This window comes from Bradyrhizobium tropiciagri (assembly GCF_001189845.1).
Classification (GTDB): Bacteria; Pseudomonadota; Alphaproteobacteria; order Rhizobiales; family Xanthobacteraceae; genus Bradyrhizobium; species Bradyrhizobium tropiciagri.
In genome coordinates, this window is record NZ_LFLZ01000002.1 from 22,037 (window position 1) to 44,367 (window position 22,331).

Below are 22,331 nucleotides of genomic sequence, written 5' to 3' on the forward strand. Positions count from 1 at the left end.
AAGCGAGATTAGCAAACGCACCGGCTTCGGGTGTCGTGGGTGCCTTCATTGTGACGTGGACCTGTCGATATCTTTGGTCACCGCAATGCACCCATCGAATTGGGGCGACATCCTCGATATGCTCGAGCGGTAGCGAAATCCAAGTTGAGCAATCGCCGGTCCGCGCGAAGAGGACCGATTCATCGTCGGCAGCTGGCTTAATCATGCCCGTAAATGTGCGGTGGGAAACATCCAGCGTCCCGGCTTTCTCGAAAAGCTCAGCCGCTGACCGAAAGCGAGGCTTACCCACCTTTGCCATATGACTCTCCAATAAAAATCTCGCTTGCGTCAAGGCAAGCGCAACATAAGATAGCAATGGGGATATTGTTCGCGCGACATTGTCTAGGCTGTCAAGGGGGGACCGATGAGGCCGGTCACAAGACTATTTTCAAAGACGCTTTTTTCAGTTTGTGTTGTTCTGCTAGGTGGCTGCGCTCTGGTTGATGAGTTTAATGGGCGCGCCATCCAGTATAACGATCAGACGTCCGAAGCTAAGCGTTCGACAATCTTGATGAATGTACTGAGAGCAGCCTATGCGGAGCCGCTCCAATTCACCGATGTAACGACCGTCTCGGGCTTATCAACGGTCAGCACGCAACCGACGGCAAGTATCCCGTTTCCGATGAATGCAGCAGCCGCGGCTGCCGCCCGTGGCGCTAGCCTCACACCCAGCGTAACCCTCCAAGGACAAAACACCGTCAATGTGGGCAATCTGAACAACCAGGAATTCTATTCCGGAATCCAGACGCCCCTATCCATGCAGCAAATTGCTTTTTACATGCTCGATGGACAAAACGGCCTTACGCCATCTCAACTTCTACCGCTTTTTATTTCAGACATTGAGGTTACGGCGAATGGAAAAAAGTACATCCTTCGAAATCGCGGAGACAAGCGAAGCTATTTTCTTGCCTTTTACTACGCAATTGACGCGTTGCTGCAACAAGGACTGAGCGTCGAAGCGACGGACAAGAAGGCGGCGCCAATCGGGCCTGTATTGACGGAAAGCGAGGCCAAAGATCCTAAGCTGCTTTCGGCCATTATCGGAGCAAGTACCACACCGCCCACACTGAAAGAATTGCCAACCAAAATTGACGGAAAATCGTCGTATCAACTGCAGCGCGAGAATGGTGGTGGCTACCGCTTCTGCTTCCGGCGCAACTTCGAGGTACCCAAAGCCTATCGAGAAAACGTCGACCTGACGATCGTTGGTCGGCCAAATCGACGTCTCTCCGTCCCATTGGGATTCTCAGGCGATCAGCCGGCGCTCTCGATCGAAATCGGCGAGCAATACTACTGCGGCGCAAATTCAACTTCTACGGCTCTCGGCGGCAGAAAATATGCTGTAGCCCAAGGCCTCAACATTTCGATCCGATCGCTCGAGGGCATGATCTACTTCCTCGGCGAAATGGCGCGGACTGAACTCGGCCTTGCAAACGGCTTAGAAACGTCGCTCGAACTCAAACTGAACGAGACAGCAAGCTACCGGCTCTTTAACATCGAGCGTCGTTTGCCCTCTCCAGGGGAGCCATGGGTCTATTTCCGAAGTCAACCGTTTGCAATCGCCGTTGATCCGTCAGGAAGTGCGGACACATCCAGCCGTATACTACAGCTATTGACGGACCTGCTAGCTTTGCAGAGTTCAGCAAAGAGCTTGCCGGCGCCAAACGTGATTGCGGTTACGACGCAGTAGCTGATCTCTTCAAGTCTCCAGGACAGGGGCAATCAACACACTGCGGCGTCGGCGGCGTGGAAGGAATCCTGCTTAGCTTGCAGACAGTGCGGCCTTTCGGGCAGACAACGGCTCCCCGCATCGACAGCTGCGGACGAGAGCGAGGTCGGAAGACCGAGACTTTTTGGGATTTTGAAAATTAGCGGAAGCGTTCGGCGGCCCGACACGCTTAGCTCGGCACCCCCTGCCGGGGGGTGGGGTGGCCACCCTCCGGGGTTGGACGCCGCGGCGCGCGGCGCTGCGCTTCACGCGTCAACAACGAAAGCCCCTCGTCAATCGTATCAGCGAGTCGCTGCATCATAATGCGTCCGTCAAACGTGAGGCGATCGCCCTGCTCTAACGCCGCCTGGCGCGATCGCTCGAGATTGCGCTTCGCTCGCACACCTTGCGCTGTCAGCGCGGGACAAGTCTCGAGCTGCGCGATCGCGACGTTGTACTCTTCGTCATCGTCGCCGGCAGCGAGGGAGTCTGCTCAGTGCAATGACTGCAGGATCTTCCGATGGCCTGGCTTTTCTCATGCACGCCTCCCGAGAATACGCTCCAGTCTAGCGAAATTGTTGGCCGCGCGCGACTCCATGAGTCACAGAAACCGGTGCGGCACAGGCACTTTTTGTATGGTCATGCGAATTTGGAAAACCGACAAATGCGCTAGAGCGGAAGAAAATGAAGCGCTCTCAATCGCGTGCACGTCGGGTATTCGTATTAGACTTTTTCAGACAAAATTTTCGTTGCTGATCTTCCCCAAGAGCGCATTCTGATCGCGGGTCGAAAGCCCGAACGTTAGCCGAATGCCATTCCGGTTAGTCGGCGACACCATTTTGTCCAGGGGCCGCGCGCGCATGTCCAAGGCGCGAGCCTAAAGGCGCGCGGGGCCGTCTAACGTCGGTCATTTCGCCCCTGGGCTTCATTCTTGCTCGAAAGGCAAAACGTTATGCGCACCGCAACCGCTTCCAAGATTGATCGCAAGGAAATCTCAATCGGCCGCGAGCTCGCTCGCCACGGTGTGGACGTCCTCCTCGATGTCGAGGATGGAAATGCTCTCGTCCGCTGCCAGGTGAGTTCCGCGATCGCCGCGGCCATGCTGGCGCCGCTCGGTGGTGAGGCCGCAGGTCAATTTCGCCCCCTTGCCGGAAACATGGTGGAGATTGACGCTGCGGTGACCTTGGCGTCGGCTCAAGTAATGCTGACGGCACGCGCGGAGGCCCTCGCCGGCTCTGTCTGCCTTCACTAAGGCTGACCCGTCTCGGGAGCGCCAAAGGGTGCACCCTAATACCTAGGCGCGCTCGAAAACCTGGCCCGCCCTTCCCCGGTGCTTCCCCGAGGTGGCGCGGGCGCCGCAATCGTCAAAACGGAGGAAAAATGTATAGGCAGTTTCAACGGATTAGATGGTCGGGGCAGCTGGATTCGAACCAACGACCTGCAGTACCCAAAACTTGTGGTAGCGGAAGCGGGGATAGACGCAGCTTGAACTTGTGAGCCGCACCACGCGCTTCTGCGCACCCATTCGACAAGCCGAGTATTGTTTGCAAGAGGAGAAAGACCGGAATGACATTGATCTAACACAAAAACTCGACTTTTCGCGAACGTGCCAGCGCCTAGAACAAGCGTTAGCTACCCTTGAAGTTCGGCGCACGCTTGTTGAGGAAGGCGTCCATGCCCTCGCGGAAATCCTCGCTCATGTAGGCGCGCAGGATCAGGTCTTCGCCTTCGTCGCGCGACAGCGTGCGGCGGATGCGGCGGACCGCTTCCTTGGTCACCTCTAACGTGATCGGCGCATGGCCGGCGACGAGCTTCGCGGTCTCGTCGGCGCGGCGTTGCAAGGTCTCCACATCGGGGACGACTTCGTTCAGCAGCCCGAGCGCCAACGCTTCCGGCGCCTCGACGAGGCGCGCCTTGAAGATCAGGTCCTTGGTCCGCGCCGGACCGATCAGCGACACCAGGCGCGAGATGTTGGACATCGAGAGGCAGTTGCCGAGCGTGCGCGCGATCGGGAAGCCGATCCGCGTCGCCTCGGTGCCGATGCGGATGTCGCAGCACGCGGCGATGCCAGCGCCGCCGCCAGTGCAGGCGCCGGCGATCGCGGCGATGACAGGCACGCGGCACTGTTCGAGCGTTCCCAGCACCCGGTCGATCCGCGCCTCATAATCCAGCGCATCCTGCGCGGTCTTGAACGCCCGGAACTGGGAGATGTCGGTGCCCGAAGCGAACGCCTTGTCGCCGGCGCCGGTCACGATCAGCGCCTTGATGGCGTGATCCTGATTGATGTTCTCGCAGATCGAGGCCATCTGCTCATACATCGCAAAGGTCAGTGCGTTGCGCGCCTGCGGCCGGTTGAACGTGATGCGCGCGATCCCGTCCGCGACGGAATAGATCAGGTCTTCGGTCGGTGCGACGGGCGTGTTCATGTCTCGCTCTTTCTGTTCGTTACGATTCGACTTTCAGGCGATGGCCTTTTCAAGCGACGGCCTTGGAGGCCTGCGCGGCGTCGCGCCCCTTCAGGACGTCCATCGCCGCCAGCACGCCGCCGCCGCGGTGCGGCACCTTGGCCAGATCAAGCCCCATCTCGACGCCGGACAGCGTGCCCATCAGCATCAGGTCATTGAAGTGACCGATGTGTCCGATCCGGAACACCTTGCCCTTGACCTTGTTGAGGCCGGTGCCGAGTGACATATCGAAATTATCCAGCACGACCTTGCGGAAATGGTCGGCGTCGTGGCCGTCAGGCACCCGCACCGCGGTCAGCGCCGGCGAATGCGCGCCCTGCTCCTGGCACTGCGTCTCCAGGCCCCAGACCTCGATCGCCGCGCGCGTCGCTTCGCTGTGGCGCTTGTGGCGGGCGAAGACGTTCTCCAGCCCCTCCTCCTCCAGCATCTTCACCGCCTCGCGCAGGCCGAACAGCAGGTTGGTCGCGGGCGTGTAGGGCCAGGTGCCGGCCTTGTTGATGTTGATGACCTCCTGCCAATCCCAATAGGAGCGCATGCCCGGATTGGCCTTGGCCACGGCAAGCGCCTTCTCCGACACGGCGTTGAAGCCGAGGCCGGGCGGCAGCATCAGCCCCTTCTGGGACCCCGCGATCGAGACGTCGATGCCCCAGGCGTCGTGCTCATATTCCAGCGAGCCGAGGCCGGAGATGGTGTCGACCATCAAAAGCGCCGGATGCTTCAGCGTGTCGAGGATCTTTCGGACGTTGAGCGGATAGGTCACGCAGGCGGTCGAGGTCTCGTTATGGACCATGCAGACGGCCTTGATCTTGTGCGCCTTGTCGGCGAACAGCCTGGCCTCGATCTGCTCAAGGTCGGCGCCGTGGCGCCAGTCGCCCGCAATGAAGTCGACGTCGAGCTTAAACTTGTCGGCAATGCCGTGCCACAGCACGGCGAACTGGCCGGTCTCGCACATCAAGACCTTGTCGCCGGGCTGCAGGGTGTTGACGATCGCGGCTTCCCAGGCGCCGGTCCCCGACGAGGGGTAGATGATCACGGGCTGCTTGGTGCGGAACACGCGCTGCATCGCCGACATCACGGCAAAGCCGATCTCGGCGAATTCGGCACCGCGATGGTCCATGGTCGGCATATCCATGGCCCGCAGCACCCGGTCCGGCACGTTGGTCGGTCCCGGAATCTGCAGAAAATGCCTTCCACTATGCACGGTCATGAGCGTCTTTCCCGGTCTTGTCTTGGTCGTGGTGAGCCGCTCGCATATCACTATTCGCCGGGTTTGTCCTAGGCCCGGCGGGGGGCCGTCATGCATATCTGACGGCGCTCCAATAAGGCCTACAGCCCCTTCACTCGGCGGCCACCACATTGCGCTGCACGACCGGTGCGCCGGCCTCCTCGAACGGCCGCTCGGGGTGCATCAGAAATGCCGAGAAACCGCCGAGCAGCAGCAGGCCCATCGACATCAGGAACGGAAGGTACCAGTTCCCGGTGGCGTCGATGACGAAGCCGGCGACCAGCGGCGAGACGATGGCCGCGAAGGCCGAGCCGGTATTCATGATCCCCGCGGCGGTGCCGGAATATTTCGGCGCGATGTCCATCGGGATCGACCACATCGGGCCGATCACCAGCTCGGCGCAGAAGAAGCCGGCCGACAGGCACAGCGCGACCACCGTGATGTCGTGCACGAACAGGATCGGCATCAGCGACAGCAGGGCGCCCGCGAAACCCACGATTGTCACGCTGAGCCGCGCCAGGCGCACATTGCCTGTGCGCTCGAGGATGCGATCGGAGATGACGCCGCCGATGCTGTCGCCGACGACACCGGCGAAGAACACGCCGGATGCGAACAGCGCCGAGTTCTTCAGATCGAGGCTGTAATTGTTCTTGAAGAACAGCGGCAGCCAGTTGAGGTAGAGCCACAGGCACCAGCCGTAGCAGAAATAGGTCAGTGTCACGGGCCACATCCGCTGCAACAGCGGTCCCCACGGCACCTTCGGCCGTTCGCCCTGCGGGCGCGGCGGCAAGGTCGCAAGCTCGGCTTCGGTGATGGAGCGATGGTCCTTCGGCTCGTTGCGGAAGTACCAGACCCACACAATACCCCACAGCAGACTGACGATACCGAGCACGACGAATGCGCCACGCCAGGTCAGCCAGAGGATCAGGAGCGCGACGGCCGGCGGGGTCACCGCATTGCCGAGCCGCGCAAACGAGTGTGTCAGGCCTTGCGCGAAGCCGCGGCGGTTCGCCGGCGTCCAGTACTGCATCGCGCGCGTTGCGGTCGGAAACGTCGCGCCTTCGCCGAACCCGAGCGCGAACCGCGCGACGAACAGCGCCGCGAGACCATGGACAAAGCCGGTCATGATGGTCGCCGCCGCCCAGATCATGCCGCACCAGAACAGGGTCTGGCGCGGCCCGAAGCGATCGCCGACCCAGCCGCCGATCACCTGGAACAGCAGATACGGGTAGGCGAACGCCGAGAACACCAGGCCTAGCTCGGTATTGGACAGGCCGAGCTCCTTCTGGATCTCACTGGCCGCGGTACCGATGTTCACCCGGTCGACATAGGTGATGAAATACATCACGCAGAGCATGGCCAACACGACGTGGGTGGCCTTGAACCGAAGCCTCATACATCCCCTCCCTGATCCGCGATTTTTCTTAAGTCGTTGGCGTTCGCGACGCGCTAGGTGCCGACCACCTTCAGATGCGACGACGCATTGCGCTGGTCGCGCTGCTCGAGCAGCTTCATCGCAACCGCGACGCCGCCCGCGCGATGCGGCACACCGGCGACCGACAACCCCATCTCGACGCCAGTGAGCGCGCCAAGCAGCGTCAGCTCATTGCATTCGCCGAGATGACCGATGCGAAACACCTTGCCGGCGACCTTCGACAGGCCGGAGCCGAGCGACATGTTGAAATTGTCAAGCACGACCTTGCGGAACTGGTCGGCATCATGGCCGGGCGGCATCAGCACCGCGGTCAGCACCGGCGAGAACTCGGCGGGCTCCTGACACAGCACCTCGAGCCCCCAATGATTGACGGCGGCACGCGTCGCCGCGGCCAGCCGCTGATGGCGCGCGAACACGTTGTCGAGCCCCTCCTCCAGCAGCATCGCGATGGCCTCGCGCAGCCCGTAGAGCAGGTTCGTTGCCGGCGTATAGGGGAAGAAGCCGTTGGCGTTCGGCTTCAGCATCTCCTCCCAATCGAAGTAGGAGCGCGGCATCTTGTTGCTGCGCGACGCGGCGCGGGCCTTTTCCGAGATCGCGTTGAAGCCGAGGCCGGGCGGCAGCATGAACCCCTTCTGCGAACAGCTGACGCTGACGTCGACCTTCCATTCGTCGTGCCGGTAATCGACCGAGCCGAGCGAGGAAATGGTGTCGACCATCAACAGCGCCTGATGCGAGGTACGGTCGATGGCCGCACGGATGTCACCGATTCGGCTGGTCGCGCCGGTCGAGGTCTCGTTGTGGACGACCATCACCGCCTTGATGCTGTGCGCGGTGTCATCAGCGAGTTTTGCTTCGATCTGGGCGGGGTCAGCGCCGCGGCGCCAGTCACCGGAGATGAAGTCGACCTCGATGCCGAACCGGCCGACGAGTTGCCGCCACAGCGTGGCGAAGTGGCCGGTCTCGACCATCAGGACCTTGTCGCCGGGCGACAGCGTGTTGACGATCGCAGCTTCCCAGGCGCCGGTGCCCGAAGACGGGAAGATCACCACCGGACCTTTGGTCTGGAAGATTTTGGCGCTCCCTTCGAGGACCGTCCGGCCAAGCGCGGCGAACTCCGCGCTGCGGTGGTCGATGACCGGCATATCCATCGCGCGAAGAATGCGATCGGGGACCGGGCTCGGCCCGGGAATCTGCAGAAAATGGCGCCCTTGATGCATGAGAACCTCCCAATCGCCGGATTCCGGCCTTAGTGAAGCTATTTTGCATTCATTTTTTGTCTTTTCAATCCAATTTTGGTATTCTATTGAGGACGTCGACGCGACCGCGCCGGCAAATTATTGTTCAGAATATGAAATCCGCGATTCCCGAAACCGGGGTTCCGATCACCCCGCCCACCATCGGTAACGGCGGCGACCGCCAGGAGGCCTCGCTGCACGGCGAGATCCTGCTGCGGCTGCGCGACTATGTGGTGGAAGGCAACATTCCCGAGGGCGCCCGCGTTCCGGAACGCCAGCTCTGCGAGATGCTGGGGATCTCCAGGACGCCGCTGCGCGAGGCGCTCAAGGTGCTGGCCGCCGAAGGCCTGATCGAGCTCCTGCCCAATCGCGGCGCGCGGGTGCGCCAGCTCAGCCAGCGCGACCTCGAGGAATTGTTCGACGTCATGGCCGGGCTGGAGAGCCTGGCCGGACGATTGGCGTGCGAAGCCATCACGGACGAAGAAATCGCCGCGATCGAGCGCCTGCACTACGAGATGTACGGCCACTATCTGCACCGCGACATGCACGGTTATTTCCAGACCAACCAGCAGATCCACGAGAGCATCGTCGCGGCTGCGCGCAACGAGACGCTGAAGACGACCTACGCCAACTTCGCGGGCCGGATCCGTCGCGTGCGCTATTCCGCCAATTTCGCCCGCAAGCGGCAACGCTGGGCGGAGGCGATGCGCGAGCACGAGGCGATCCTCGATGCGCTGCGGCGGCGAGCAGCAAGCGAGCTCAGCGACATCCTGTTCCAGCACCTGCGCAACAAGCGATCCGCCGCGATCGATCACCTCGCGGAAGCCCAGGGCGCCGACCTGGAAACGACGCCCCAGGGCGACTAAAGGGTGGGCCAAGGGATTGCGATTGGATCGCGATCCTTGCCCGTTTTGAATTCATAATGTAATTCTAAACTCGAGAGAATGCATAATCCATGAGCTGAGCAGGCGCCTGCGTCACGTCATGGATCACATCGGATCTGGGATGAAGAACGTCTCATCGCTCGAACAGCGCCTGCGGTCCGACCTGACCGGCGACGTGTTTTTTGATGCCTTCAACCGCGGCCGCTACGCGACCGACGCCTCGTTCTACCAGATCATGCCGGCCGGCGTGGTGGTGCCGCGGACCGTCGACGAGGCGCTGCGGACGCTTGCGATCGTCCGCGACGCCGGGCGGATCGTGACCCCGCGCGGTGGCGGCACCTCGCAATGCGGCCAGACCGTCAATGACGGCATCGTGGTCGACCTGTCGAAACATCTGAACAAGATCATTTCACTCGACGTCGCGAACCGCAGCTGTGTGGTCGAGCCCGGCATCGTGCTCGACGATCTCAATCGGCAACTCAGGAAGCACGGGCTGTGGTTTCCGGTCGACGTTTCGACCGCGTCACGCGCCACGATCGGCGGTATGGCCGGCAACAATTCCTGCGGCGGCCGCTCGCTGCGCTACGGCACGATGCGCGACAACACGCTGTCGATGGATGCGGCGCTCGCCGACGGCACGCTGCTGCATTTCGGCGAGGTGCCGCGCGACCTGACGCGGATCAATGGCTCCGACAGCGGATTGAAGCTGTTCCGCGACATGCTCGATCTCGGCGAGCGCGAGGCGCTCGAGATCTCGGACAAATTCCCCAAGGTGCAGCGCCGCGTCGGCGGCTACAATCTCGACGCGCTGGTGCCGCGGAATGCGCCGAACAACATGGCGCATCTGCTGGTCGGCTCCGAGGGCACCCTCGCCTTCACGACCCAGGTCGAGCTGAAGCTGTGGCCCGTGATCCGCAACAAGGCGCTCGGCGTCTGTCATTTCGGCAGCTTCTACGAGGCGATGGACGCGGCCCAGCATCTGGTGAAGCTGCGACCCATTGCCGTGGAGCTGGTCGACCGCACCATGATCGCGCTGGGGCGCGAGATCGCGATGTTCCAGCCGATCATCTCGGCTGCGGTGCGCGGCGATCCCGACGCGATCCTGGTGGTCGAGTTCGCCGAAGAAGATCAGGCTGACAATCTCGCCCGACTCAAGCAGCTCGGCGAGTTGATGAGCGATCTCGGCTTCGGCTGGGACAGACCGCAGCGCAAATGGGGCGGCGTGGTCGAGCTCGTCGAGCCGGCGCTGCAGACCGGCATCGCCGATTTCCGCGCCGCCGGCCTCAACGTCATGATGTCGATGAAGCAGGAAGGCAAGCCGGTCTCGTTCGTCGAGGACTGCGCGGTGCCGCTGCCGCGTCTCGCCGACTACACCGAACGGCTCAATGCCGTGTTCACCAAGCACGGCACCCGCGGCACCATGTATGCGCACGCCTCCGAGGGCTGCCTGCATGTGCGGCCAGTGCTCAATCTCAAGCTCGAGAAGGACGTCAAGGCAATGCGCGCCATTGCCGAGGAAGCCTTCGCGATGGTGCGTGAATACAAGGGCTCGCATTCCGGCGAGCACGGCGACGGCCTGGTGCGCTCGGAATTCCACGAGACGATGTTCGGCGCGCGCATCGTCGCCGATTTCCGCGAAGTGAAGCAGCGTTTCGACCCCGGCAATACGCTCAATCCGGGCAAGATCGTCGATCCGCCCAGGATGGACGACCGCTCGCTGTTCCGCTACGCGCCGGACTATCGCGTCGGCGAATTGAAGACGGTGCTCGACTGGTCGGCCTATCCTGGCGCCGGCGGCGGCTTCCAGGGCGCCGTCGAGATGTGCAACAACAACGGCGCCTGCCGGAAGCTCGAAGGCGGCGTGATGTGCCCGTCCTATCGCGCCACGCGCAACGAGAAGGACGTCACCCGCGGCCGCGCCAATACGCTGCGGCTCGCGATCTCGGGCCAGCTGGGGGCGGACGCGCTCGCCTCCGACGAGATGATGGAGACGCTGAAGCTCTGCGTCTCCTGCAAGGCGTGCCGCCATGAATGCCCGACCGGGGTCGACATGGCCAAGATGAAGATCGAGGTACTGGCCGCGCGCGCCGCGACGCACGGCCTGTCGCTGCGTGACCGGCTGGTCGGCTATCTGCCGCGCTACCTCGATCTCGCCGCGCGCTTTGCCCCGATCGCGAACTGGCGTAACCGCAGCCCGCTGCTGCGCGCGCTGTTCGAGAAACTCGCGGGGATCAGCGCCAGGCGCGCGCTGCCGGATTTTCGCCGCGACACGTTCCGGCCCGACGCCACGGCGCTGGGTCCGGCCGATGGCCGCGAAGTGGTGCTGTTCGCCGACACGTTCAACCGCGGCTACGAGCGGGAGAATCTCGACGCCGCGATCGAGGTGCTTGTCGCCGGCGGCTATCGCGTGCATCTGCCGAGGCCATCGGACGGCGGGCGGCCGCCATGCTGCGGGCGAACGTTCCTGTCGGCCGGACTGGTGGAGCAGGCCCGAGCCGAGCTTGACCGGCTGGTTGCGACCTACGTCCCGTTCGCGGCCCGCGGCGTGCCGATCATTGGTCTCGAGCCAAGCTGCCTGCTGACCCTGCGCGACGAGCTGCTCTCGCTGCGTTCGGATGAGGCCGCCAAAACGGTCAGCGCGCACGCGCTGCTGTTCGAGGAATTTCTGGTGCGCGAGGCCGAGGCCGGGCGCCTCGCTTTGCCGCTCGGCGCGGTCGCCGGCACGGCCGTGGTGCATGGTCATTGCCACCAAAAATCCTTCGGCGCATTCAAGCCGGTGGAGAAGGTGCTGCGCCTGGTGCCGGGCCTCGACGTCAAGACCATCGAGTCGAGCTGCTGCGGCATGGCCGGCGCGTTCGGCTATGGCGCCGACACCTATCAGGCCTCGATCGAAATGGCCGAGCTGTCGCTGCTCCCTTCGGTTCGGAGCGCCGACCAGGAGACGCTGATCGTGGCCGACGGCACCTCCTGCCGGCACCAGATCAAGGACGGCAGCGGCCGCACGCCGCTGCATGTCGCCAGCGTATTGGCGATGAGCCTGAAACGTGCGACATCGAATTCCGACAGATTGTCACCGACAAAGGAAGAGGCCCATGGCTGAGCTCACTCTCGAAACTGCCCGCAAGATTCTGGATGCCGCGCTGGCCAAGGGCGTCGAGAAGAAGTTCAAGCCGCTTGTCGTCACCATTCTCGACGCGCGCGGCGCGGTGAAGGTGACGGCGGCACAGGACGGCACCAGCCTGATGCGGGCAGAGATCGCCCATGGCAAGGCCTATGGCGCGCTGGCGCTCGGGATGGGATCGCGGGCGCTGTTTCAGCGCGCCCAGGAGCAGGCCTATTTCATCAATTCCGTGAACACGTTGGCGCAGGGCCGGCTGGTGCCGGTCCCCGGCGGCGTGCTGATCATGGACGGCTCTTCCCTGCTCGGCGCCGTCGGCGTCAGCGGCGACACCTCGGACAATGACGAGATCTGCGCCGTAGCTGGCATCGAAGCCGCCGGCCTGAAGGCCAACATCGGATGACAACAGCTGTTTGGTCTTCGCCGCTCTCGCCGCTTGGTTCAAACAAGTACAGCTTTCAATTATAGGACGATGATCGACCGGATCGTCAATCCGGTTCGACGGGAGAAGCCCTCCTGGTGCCAGGAACTCTCCGCGCACCAATGACCTATCCACAGGGGCTGCGATGCCGGGCCCGATCCGATCGGATAGACTTGCGAGCTATCAAACAAGCTCTATGTTCTCACACGGCCCAATATGACCGTTCAGCCGACTCTTGCCGAGATCGCCGGCATGCTGGAGCAGTCACCCGATTACCGGGTGCTGCGGCGGCTGGTTCCCCGCTCCGAATTTGCTCCAAGCGACGGGCAATCGACCAAGATCGCAATCCTGCTCGATGTCGAAACCACCGGACTCGATACGGCCAAAGACGAGATCATCGAGCTCGGGATGGTCAAGTTCACCTATCTTTCCGACGGTAGGATCGGCCGGGTCATCGATACTTTCAGTTGCTTCAATCAGCCGTCGATCGCAATTCCCATCGAGATCACGGCGCTGACCGGTATCACCGACGAGATGGTCAAGCACCACGGCCTCGATAAGGAGCGCATCAACGCCTTCATCTCCGATGCGGTCGTGGTCATCGCCCACAATGCCGGTTTCGATCGCAAGTTCATGGAGCGCTATGCGCCCCTGTTCACGCACAAGGCCTGGGCCTGCTCGGTGAGCGAGGTCGAATGGCGCGGCCTTGGCTTCGAGGGATCGCGCCTGTCCTATCTCCTGATGAAAGCCGGGCTGTTTCACGAGGCGCACCGGGCGGTCGACGATTGCCTGGCGCTGCTCGAAATCCTCGCCATGACCCTGCCCCAGCTCGATCGCACCGTGCTTTCCGTGCTGCTCGAGCGAGCCCGCCGCAAGACGATCCGGATCTGGGCTGAGCAGTCGCCGTTCGAGCTCAAGGACGAGCTCAAGCGCCGCGGCTATCGCTGGAGCGACGGCGCCGATGGCCGGCCGCGGTCCTGGTACATTGACGTCGATGAGCCCAATCAGACAGCCGAAATCGAATATCTGCAGAGCACGATCTATCAAAGGGAAGTTGAGGTGCGGATCCAGACACTCACCGCATTCGACCGCTTTTCAGCGAGGGCATAGGGCGCTTTCGAGCGCAAAGAAAACGCTCCAGCCCGAACGTTGACCATGTGGGAGTTATCAGGCGAAGCGTTATCGGATGCCCTTCCAGGGGCCGCCGTCGCCTGGGGTGGCAGCGACGGCTTCGGTCGATGTCCGGCGCGCCACGGGCTTCGCTGGAGGGCGTGCCGGGGTGGCAGGAGCCACCGCCTGCGAAAGATCCGTCAGTGCCAACATAAGGCCCCGCAAGCTCGCCATTATCGTGATGGGCTTGCCAACTCGCTCGAACACGATCGTGGCATGGTCCTCACGTCCCAGTAACGAGATCAAAGCGGCGTCCGCAGGAAACGTTGCGGCGCATAGCGCCTGGTCGCAGATCAGCGGCTTGACGACGCGCGCGAAGCCGCCAAAGGAGACCGTGACACCGACCTCCGCACTGCTGTCGCGTGGCAGCATGATCAGCGCCATCGATCGTCCATCCTTGGTGAGCGCGATACGCCAGTTCAATCGCGCGGCATCACCGTGCGAGATCGTTTCCAGATAGCAGATGCGCCGCGCGTTGCGGACCTCATCGCAAACCTGGATCCAATCGAAGAAAGGCCTGATCGTGCGGGTGTAGTCGCCCGCCGCGGCCGATTTTCCTGGCGTGAAGACGCTCGCCCACTCGAATCCAAGCGAAGTTGCCTTTGCCGGCTCGGATACAATGCTGGCGGGGGCCGCTCCAGTCTGACTCGAAGGCCGGGGTGCAGGATCGGACGCGATCGCCGCCGACAAGCCGGCCAAGGCCAATGGCAAGAGCCAAGCAGCAACACGAGGCAAGCGTGACCTGGGCATGGCTTGTTTCCGGATTGATGGCGGCGGATCCGAGCGAAAATGGCGCTGCGCAGAGGAGATCAGAATCTGACGCCGATTGAGCCGGAGGCTCCGACGTCGCCCGTGTCCGGCGTGTAGGACACACTGGCCTTGAGGCGCACCGCATCACTCACGCGGTAGGCAAGGCCTCCCGCCAATGAAACCGAGTCCCGGAAGGTGCCGATCGCGATCGCTACGGAGCGATCGCCTTTGGCCTCATCCGAGAAGGCGAGTCCCGCCGCTGCCATCGCTGCCGAACCAGCCGCTCGCGCGCGACGGTCCACGGCGGCCACCTTTCGATCTGTATACATCCGGTCTTCAGTACCCAGCGCGGCGAGACCGTCATTCAGTTGCTTCAGGTTGGTCGCATCGTTCGCCGCAGTACCCGCGGCCACATTGTGCAGCGCTACAGCGCCGGGAGAGCCGCCCTGCAGAGTTACCGAATTCAGGCGATGACCGTCTGCTGAGACGTCATATCGAATGCTGTTCACAGACGCAGCATTCAGGGCAGAGGCGACGTCATGATAGGTGCTATCGAGGATCGTATACGAGGGCTGCGACACGGTTCCATCGGAATTGACGTGGGAGCCACCGCCAAGCCAGGTCGCGACCGAATCGGCTGACCGGTACAGCTGCTGCCCCGTGAGCGCATCAGACGATTGCGCCGAGACTGCGCCATTTGTGATGCCCGTCAAGGTCCGACGGCCGTCGCTGCCGGTCAGATCGACGAGCTTGCCGCCCGTCTTGGCAGCAATGGTCACGGCCGCTGTTGGGTCCGTCTGCCGGACCAGCCCGATCGTGCCGCTTCCGATATCGTTGGTCATGGAGGAGCTCATCGTGGCAATCTGTTGTTCGATCGCTTCGAGCGCGCCGCCAACATTGGTGGAGGGCGTTCCGTTCACAAGTGTTGAAAAGTGAGTAACCTGCCCGGTCGTGGGGTCAAAGATCGCCCCTCCTCCGAAGGTCGAAGCTGTCGATCTGCCGAGATTATCATTGTTGGACGTGACAATGTCCTTCGGACTTGGAGGTTGGATCACCGGCTGCGGCGTCGACACCGGCTGCGGGGCCGGGACCGATTGTGCAGTCGCAGGTGGGGCCGGCACCTGCACCGGCTCCTGTTCGGCGCAGTCCAGTTCGCCGCCCATCGCCTTCCACTGCTGCCTGAGCTGCTCTGTGCAGCCGCCGGGCGGCCGAAATTTCTGCACGGCCGGTGTTACCACGCCGTGTTGGACCTGCGCCATTGCCGGTGCAGAAATTTCTTCGAGCCACCAACGTGGGCTCGCAATGAAGGCTGCCCTGTCACAGCTGAAGCACTGGGAGAAGACTATGCAACCGCTCTCAACAGAACCAAGAATATTCTGCTGCCTGCCTTCGACAGCTGGCGTTCGGGCGGATTGACCGACATGGTCCCGGCGTCTCCTGTGCCTGGCACTTTTGATTGGCTTGTTGGCGTTTTCAAAGCCAACCACCGATGGCGTGAAATCGATTTCAAGACCCAACGCTTATACGACCAAGGCCTGGCGCTATTCGCCAACCACGAATTGAGCGACGGTAGCCGCGCGGGCTCGAAACAGATTGCTGATTTTTCCAAAGCATTTGTCGATGCGGTTTATGCAAATCTGCTCGTCGTTCAATACAAGGACGCGGACGGAAACATCATCAAGCGCGAGCGTCGGCGTTTCGCCAACGCTGCCATGACCGCCTGCAGGCGCGCCTGGTTCGTTGGTCAGCGCGCCCAGGAAACGAAAGTGCCAGCCATCAACCCATTCTCGCGGATGGGCTTAAAATCGCGCGCCCCTGGTCAGGCCCTGCGAGAGACGCCTACCGCAACCTGGGACGAGCTTGTCGCCTTCAGGCAAGCCGCAAAGAGACTGGGGTACCACTCGATCGCAACCGCCGCATTGCTGACCTGGGAGTGGCTGCAGCGCGAGGAACATATATTCGGAGTCTTCGAAATCGAGCACTATCGACCGAAAGAACGCCCCAACAGCGTGAGGATTATGCACCCAAAGAATGGCGAAGAAGCCTGGTGGCCTTTGGTCGATGAGAACAGTGTGCTGCTCTTCCCTGAGTTGATGGCGGAGCTTGATGCTCTCAAAGACTCAGTCGCTTCAGGACTGGCGTTTCGCCGCGATCATGCTCATCGCACGTCGCCTACTCCTCTCCCGTGGATCACCGAGCGCAAGGATCTGCGCTACCTTCGGCATGTCGTTAAAAAGATAATCATAGCAGCGGGACTTCGGAACGAGCTCTCATTTACGTCCTTTCGCCACGGCGGCTTCACCGAAGGCGCAGACAGCGATCTTACGGACGCTGAACTGCGTGCCGCCGGCCGCCATCGTTCGAGACTACAACTACCCACCTACGCCAAACGCACGCGGAAGCAATTGATCGTGGCCGCCAAGAAGCGCCGCGAGGAGCGAGCCAGGACGAGCCTCTTGTCAGAAGGCGTGCTCGCTCCTCATTCTTCAATCGTTTCGAGCAATCGACACGCTTGATTTTCTTTTATCCACGGCGGTGCACGCTTCTAGCTCGGAGAGCTTGCAATCGACCCTCCGCCTAACGCCCGGTCCATGTCGGCTTGCGTTTCTCGCCGAAAGCCTTAAGGCCTTCCTTGGCGTCCTCGGTCATCGCGAGCAGCGCGATCTGGCTTTCGGTGTAGGCGATGCTCTCGTCGAACGACATCGACGCGATCGCGCGCATCGCGTATTTTCCGCGGCGGATCGCGGTCGGTGACTTGTCGACGATGCGGCCGATCAGCCAATCGACCTTGGCGTCGAGCTCGGCTGCCGGCACAACGTAGTGAGAAGACCCGCAGCCTTGGCCGTCGCGGCGTCGAACGGCTCGCCGGTCAGCGCCCATTCGTTGACGAGGCGGGCGGGCGCGATCGACTGCAGCAGGCTCAGCACCTGCATCGGAAACACGCCGACCTTCACCTCCGGCAGGCCGAAGATCACGCCCTCGGCGGCCACCGCCATGTCGGTCATGCACAACAGCCCCATGCCGCCGGCCATGCAGACGCCGCCGACCCGCGCGATCGCGGGCTTGGTCGCGTTCTGCGACAGCCTCAGCAAATCGGCGTAGTCGACATTGGGACGCGAGAAATCCATCGAGAACGCGGCGCCGCTATTCTGCAGATCGGCGCCGGCGCAGAATGCCTTGTCACCCGCGCCGGTCAGCACGATGACGCGCACGTCCTTGTCGTCATGCGCCTCGCGGTAGCCCTTGGCGATGCCTGCGATCACGCCGGCATTGAGCGCGTTGCGCTTGTCCGGGCGGTTGATGGTGATCCAGAACGCCTGCCCGCGCTTTTCGAGAAGAACGCTGTTGTCGGTCATGTTTCCCGCCTTCTTTCCTGCCCGTGTGCTGTTGTCAGCCGACATTTGCGGCAGGATCGGCACCGACTGCAAGCAGGATTATGCGGCGGCCGGCGCCTTCCTGATCCAGACCTTATTGTCGTGGAACGCGGCGCCGCCGACCGGAGCGACGGCTTCGGCCCCGGTCAGCATGTTGATGCCGCGGCCGCCGATATGCGACTTGTTCGGATGGATCGACTCGGCAATCAGCACGCCGCGGCGAACGCCATCGAACAGCCTTGCGGTCAGCGTGGTCTCGCCGCGCATGTTGCCGAGCGTCACAGCGTCGCCATCCGCGATCGACAGGCCAGCCGCATCGTCGGGATGGATCATCACGGTCGGCGCGCCCTCGCGGGCCTGCGACGACGGCGTTTCGTTGAAGCTGGTGTTGAGGAAGCTGCGCGACGGCGAGGTCGCGAGCCGGAACGGATGCTGCGCGTCCGCCTCCTCGATGATCGTCCAGTGGTCGGGCAGCGAGGGCATCTTGTCCCACGCGCCCATCAGCCCTCCTGAACCGACCGGCACCGTGCCCCAATCGACCTTGAAGTGGAACTTCTTGTCGGCATGGGCAAAGCCGTCGAGATAATGCGAGGTGCGGAAATCGGGCTGCAGATCGCGCCAGATGTCGGCCTCCAGCGCCCCGATATCGCCGTGCCCGCTTTTCTTCAGCGTCGCGTCGATCAGCTGGCGCGGCGTCATGTCGAAGCCGGGATGCGCGGCATTCAGCCTGCGGCCGAGCCCCTGCAGCACCTCGTGGTTCGAGCGGCACTCGCCGGGCGGATCGATCAGCTTCGGACCGACCGAGATGTGCTGATGGCCACCGCCGTAATAGAGGTCGTCGTGCTCCAGGAACATCGTCGCCGGCAGCACGATATCAGCCATCTGCGCCGTCTCGGTCATGAACTGCTCATGCACCGCCACGAACAGATCCTCGCGCGCGAACCCCTGGCGCACCAGCGCCTGCTCGGGCGCCACCGTCATCGGATTGGTGTTCTGGATCAGCATCGCCTTAACCGGCCCGCCGCCGCGCAGCGCCTCGGCATCGCCGGTCAGGATGCGGCCGATCTTCGACTGATCGAGCACCCGCGTCGTGGGATCGATCGCATCGTGGCCCTCGATGATCGACTCGTCGAAGCGCCAAATTCCGGCATTGTTGAAGAAGGCGCCGCCGCCCTCATATTGCCAGGCGCCGGTGACAGCGGGAATGCACGACGCAGCGTGCATCTGCGCAGCGCCGTTGCGGCTGCGGGTGAAACCGTAGCCCAGACGAAAGAACGAGCGCTTGGTCTGTCCGACCAGCCGCGCGAATGCCTCGATCTCCGCGACCGGCACGCCCGAGATCGCCGAGGCCCATTCCGGCGTGCGAGTCTTCAGATGCGCTTCGAGCTCATCGGGGCAATCGGTGTAGCGCGCAAGGTACTCGCGATCGGCAAATCCCTCGCGGAACAGCACGTGCATCACAGCGCAGGCGAAGGCGCCATCGGTTCCTGGCCGCAGCAGGATCTTGATGTCGGCCTGCTTCATGGTCTCGTTGTTGTAGACGTCGACCGCCGCGATCTTCGCGCCGCGCTCCTTCCGCGCGCGCGATGCATGCGTCATCACGTTGACCTGGGTGTTCACCGGGTTGGTGCCCCAGATCACGACGAGGTCGGAAACCCCCATCTCGCGCGGATCGACGCCGGCGATCTTGCCGGTCCCGGCGGCAAAGCCGATGCGCGCGATGGTCGAGCAGATCGTGCCGTAGAAGCGCGAATACTTCTTCACATGCGACAGGCGATTGAGGCCGTCGCGCATCACGAGCCCCATTGTGCCGGCGTAGTAGTAAGGCCAGACCGACTCGGCGCCGCACTCGCGCTCGGCGGCGTCGAAACGCGCGGCGATCTCGTCCAGCGCCTCGTCCCAGGAAATCCGCGTGAACTGGCCGGAACCCTTCGGCCCGGTCCGGCGCAGCGGATGCATCAACCGTTCGGCATGATGAATGCGCTCGGCATAACGCGCGACCTTGGCGCAGACCACGCCGGCCGTATAGGTCTGCTGCTTGGAGCCGCGTACCCTGCCGATCGAACGTCCTTCGATCACCTCGACGTCGAGCGCACATGCCGAGGGGCAGTCGTGCGGACAGGTGGAATGGCGGATGTCGACCTTGGCATGCTGGTTCATGCCAAATTGGTAACATCAAATATCCCCTCCGCCGAGGGGCATTATTGACCCAGCCCGGGCAAAAACCGGGCATGAGCCATGCGACGACCGCCGTCCGGACAGCGCGGCTACCAGTCCCCGCCGTCCGTCAAACGCGGAAGATGCGGCTGTAGCGCGTCTTGATCGATTCGCCTTCCCGCTCCACCGCGACGGGGTCGTCCTTCATCGTCTTGATGTCCTTCAACGGCGTCCGTCCGGCCTTCTCCTTGGCCTGCGCGTGGACAGACCTCAGGCCGCCGATCTCGATGTTGAGCTGCTGGCCCTCGCGCCCCAGCGCAAACGACTGGAACAGCCTTGCGGCATTCGGATGCGGGCAGTCCTTGAAGATGCCGTTCGGGCCGACAATGAGCGGTGATCCTTCGGTGGCATAGACCGGCTCGACCGGGCGGCCCATCTCCTTCAGCTGAAAGATGTTGTACTCGTTGCCGTCAGCCATCACCGCACGCTCGCCGAGATCGAGCTTCTTCGGTGGATCGGTCGAGGACTGCACCTGCATGATGTTCTGCTTGGCGAGCTGCTCGAAGAAGCTCCAGCCGAGATCGCGCTGCATCTGATAGGTCGCGGTCATGATGGTGCCGCTATAGCCGGGATGTGCCTTGACGATCTTGCCCTTCCATTTCGGATCGAGCAGATCGGCAAAGCTCTTCGGTGCCTCCTCGGCCTTCACGAGGTTGGTGTTGTAGGCAATGATCGACAGCCAGACCCGAAAGCTCGCGAACTGGCCGTCGGGATCGCGATGCTCGTCGGGGTAGTATTTCGCGACCTCCTCCGGAACATAGGGCGCAAGGATGCCGTCGCGCTTCCACACGATGAAATGCGCGGCGTCGGAGGAATTGACGACATCAACCGCGTGAATGTTGCTGGAATATTCCTGGCCGACCCGCTGGAAGACGCGCTCCGCGCCGGTGCGTTCGACACGCACGGTGATCCCGGCATATTTCGCTTCGAATGCCTTCGCCAGCTTCTCGGCGACCGGCAGATCGGTCGAGGTGTAATAGACGACCTGTCCTTCCTTCTTCGCGGCCTCGATCAGCGCCGGCGTCACCGGTTCCGCAGGTGGCGCGGCAGCAATCACACGCGTTGAAAAGGCGGCGCCCGCCAGCACGGCGCTGGAGCCCTTCAGCAGATCGCGCCGCGATAGCCCAGGATGTTTCCTCATTTGATTCCCCGCACGTGATGGCGAAGTTTGAGTACACCGTCTTCCCGCTCTTATTCCGATGCGCGAAGACGGAGTCTGTCGTCGACAGAGCCTTCAGGTTGCAGCTAGACTTCTGATCAAGAAACAAGACTAAAGTTGGGGGAGACGATCAATGGCGGGCTTTCGGTACGCCTTGATGTGTGTCGCGGCATTGCTGACCGTGTCGATGTCGGGCTCGTATGCCGACGCCGAGGATTACCCCGCGCGGCCGGTCAGAATCATCGTTCCCTTCGGCCCCGGCGGTCCGGCCGACGTCGTTGCGCGGCAGATCGGCAGCATCCTGCAGGAAAGCCTCGGCCAGCCCTTCGTGGTGGAGAACCGCACCGGCGCCGGCGGCGTGATCGGCACACTCGAGGTCGCGAAGGCGCCCGCCGATGGCTACACCCTTCTGATGATGTCGAACACTCAGACCGCGAATGAATCGCTGGTGCCCCAACGCAAATACGAGCTGATGCGCGACCTCGTGCCGGTCGCATCGCTGAACACATCGGATCTCGTGATCGTGGTTCACCCCGCCGTGCCGGCAAGGACGCTCGAGGAATTCATCGCGCTCGCAAAGGCAGAGCCCGGAAAGCTGAACTACGCCTCGTCGGGTCAAGGGACACCGTATCACATGGCGGGCGAATTGTTCAAAGCCATGGCCGGGATCAACGTCGTGCACGTGCCCTACCGCAACAGCGGCGAAGCCCGCAGCGGCGTCATCGGTGGCCAGGTCCAGATGATGATCGATGCCGTGCCGGCGATGGCCCCGAATGTTGCAGAAAACCAGGTGCGCGCGCTCGCCACAACCGGCAAGACCCGTTCCGCGGTGCTCCCCGACGTTCCGACGGCCATCGAGGCGGGCGTTTCCGGTTATGAGGCGACGATCTGGCTCGGGCTGATGGCACCAGCGGGTACGCCGAAGCCGATCATCGACAGACTCAACACGGCCGTGAATGCAGCGGTCAGGCGGCCGGAGGTCGAGAAGCTCTGGGCCGAACAGGGCGCGGTGCCGATGAGGATGACGCCGGAAGCATTCGACACATTCCTGCGCGCCGATATCGTGAAGTGGGCGGACGTTGTCAAACGACTGGACAAGACCGAATAGGCACGTGGCGGCAGGACCGTGGT

Annotated in this window: 16 protein-coding genes and 1 pseudogene; 8 read left to right on the plus strand and 9 right to left on the minus strand. The window is 62.6% G+C overall.

The features are described from left to right. Positions 1-403: 403 nt before the first annotated feature. Both AKN84_RS01915 and AKN84_RS01920 read left to right on the plus strand, forming a co-directional pair. On the plus strand, positions 404-1,729 hold the full coding sequence (locus AKN84_RS01915; protein WP_050419104.1) for a hypothetical protein: 1,326 nt from the start codon (positions 404-406) through the stop codon (positions 1,727-1,729). 970 nt (positions 1,730-2,699) lie between these two features. Then, positions 2,700-2,999, plus strand: a complete 300-nt coding sequence (locus tag AKN84_RS01920; protein ID WP_050419105.1) for a hypothetical protein — start codon at positions 2,700-2,702, stop codon at positions 2,997-2,999. A 376-nt stretch (positions 3,000-3,375) separates the two neighbouring features. On the opposite strand, the gene AKN84_RS01925 is transcribed toward AKN84_RS01920, so the two are convergent. From AKN84_RS01925 to AKN84_RS01940, 4 genes are all read right to left on the minus strand, one after another. Beyond that, positions 3,376-4,173: an enoyl-CoA hydratase/isomerase family protein gene (locus AKN84_RS01925; protein ID WP_050419106.1), complete on the minus strand. Its 798-nt coding sequence runs from the start codon at positions 4,171-4,173 to the stop codon at positions 3,376-3,378. A gap of 49 nt (positions 4,174-4,222) precedes the next feature. Beyond that, positions 4,223-5,419 (minus strand): pyridoxal-phosphate-dependent aminotransferase family protein, encoded by a 1,197-nt coding sequence (locus tag AKN84_RS01930; protein WP_050419107.1) that lies wholly within the window; start codon positions 5,417-5,419, stop codon positions 4,223-4,225. Positions 5,420-5,549: 130 nt separating this feature from the next. Beyond that, positions 5,550-6,833 carry an MFS transporter gene (locus AKN84_RS01935; protein ID WP_050419108.1) on the minus strand — a complete coding sequence of 428 codons (1,284 nt, stop codon included), beginning with the start codon at positions 6,831-6,833 and terminating at the stop codon, positions 5,550-5,552. A gap of 53 nt (positions 6,834-6,886) precedes the next feature. Then, positions 6,887-8,089, minus strand: a complete 1,203-nt coding sequence (locus AKN84_RS01940; RefSeq protein ID WP_050419109.1) for a pyridoxal-phosphate-dependent aminotransferase family protein — start codon at positions 8,087-8,089, stop codon at positions 6,887-6,889. Positions 8,090-8,220: 131 nt separating this feature from the next. Between AKN84_RS01940 and AKN84_RS01945 the strand changes: the two genes are divergently transcribed. The 4 genes from AKN84_RS01945 (at position 8,221) to AKN84_RS01960 (ending at position 13,640) form a co-directional block, all read left to right on the plus strand. Further along, positions 8,221-8,973 (plus strand): GntR family transcriptional regulator, encoded by a 753-nt coding sequence (locus tag AKN84_RS01945; RefSeq protein ID WP_050419110.1) that lies wholly within the window; start codon positions 8,221-8,223, stop codon positions 8,971-8,973. Between the two features lie 139 nt (positions 8,974-9,112). Beyond that, positions 9,113-12,091, plus strand: a complete 2,979-nt coding sequence (locus tag AKN84_RS01950) for an FAD-binding and (Fe-S)-binding domain-containing protein (protein ID WP_050419111.1) — start codon at positions 9,113-9,115, stop codon at positions 12,089-12,091. After that, complete coding sequence (locus AKN84_RS01955) at positions 12,084-12,512, plus strand: GlcG/HbpS family heme-binding protein (protein WP_050419112.1); 429 nt, start codon at positions 12,084-12,086, stop codon at positions 12,510-12,512. Before AKN84_RS01950 ends, AKN84_RS01955 begins: the two co-directional genes overlap by 8 nt. Before the next feature lie 234 nt (positions 12,513-12,746). Continuing rightward, positions 12,747-13,640, plus strand: coding sequence for a 3'-5' exonuclease (locus tag AKN84_RS01960; protein WP_050419113.1), 894 nt, complete (start codon positions 12,747-12,749; stop codon positions 13,638-13,640). Between the two features lie 69 nt (positions 13,641-13,709). On the opposite strand, the gene AKN84_RS01965 is transcribed toward AKN84_RS01960, so the two are convergent. Then, positions 13,710-14,450: an invasion associated locus B family protein gene (locus AKN84_RS01965; RefSeq protein ID WP_128970348.1), complete on the minus strand. Its 741-nt coding sequence runs from the start codon at positions 14,448-14,450 to the stop codon at positions 13,710-13,712. 59 nt (positions 14,451-14,509) lie between these two features. Next, positions 14,510-15,709 (minus strand): YadA-like family protein, encoded by a 1,200-nt coding sequence (locus AKN84_RS01970; RefSeq protein WP_050419115.1) that lies wholly within the window; start codon positions 15,707-15,709, stop codon positions 14,510-14,512. Between AKN84_RS01970 and AKN84_RS01975 the strand changes: the two genes are divergently transcribed. Continuing rightward, positions 15,692-16,966, plus strand: a complete 1,275-nt coding sequence (locus tag AKN84_RS01975; protein ID WP_128970349.1) for a hypothetical protein — start codon at positions 15,692-15,694, stop codon at positions 16,964-16,966. The genes AKN84_RS01970 and AKN84_RS01975 overlap by 18 nt on opposite strands. A gap of 61 nt (positions 16,967-17,027) precedes the next feature. Here the strand turns inward: AKN84_RS01975 and AKN84_RS01980 are convergent. The 3 genes and pseudogenes from AKN84_RS01980 to AKN84_RS01990 form a co-directional block, all read right to left on the minus strand. Continuing rightward, positions 17,028-17,806 (minus strand): annotated as a pseudogene (locus tag AKN84_RS01980) (enoyl-CoA hydratase/isomerase family protein). A 78-nt stretch (positions 17,807-17,884) separates the two neighbouring features. Further along, positions 17,885-19,984: a molybdopterin oxidoreductase family protein gene (locus AKN84_RS01985; protein ID WP_050419117.1), complete on the minus strand. Its 2,100-nt coding sequence runs from the start codon at positions 19,982-19,984 to the stop codon at positions 17,885-17,887. A gap of 127 nt (positions 19,985-20,111) precedes the next feature. Continuing rightward, positions 20,112-21,182, minus strand: coding sequence for an ABC transporter substrate-binding protein (locus AKN84_RS01990; RefSeq protein ID WP_050419118.1), 1,071 nt, complete (start codon positions 21,180-21,182; stop codon positions 20,112-20,114). A gap of 175 nt (positions 21,183-21,357) precedes the next feature. Here AKN84_RS01990 and AKN84_RS01995 point away from each other — a divergent pair, with 175 nt between their 5' ends. Beyond that, the gene (locus AKN84_RS01995; protein WP_430649878.1) at positions 21,358-22,308 is read left to right on the plus strand and encodes a tripartite tricarboxylate transporter substrate binding protein; all 951 of its coding nucleotides are present in this window, start codon (positions 21,358-21,360) and stop codon (positions 22,306-22,308) included. The last annotated feature ends 23 nt before the right edge of the window (positions 22,309-22,331 follow it).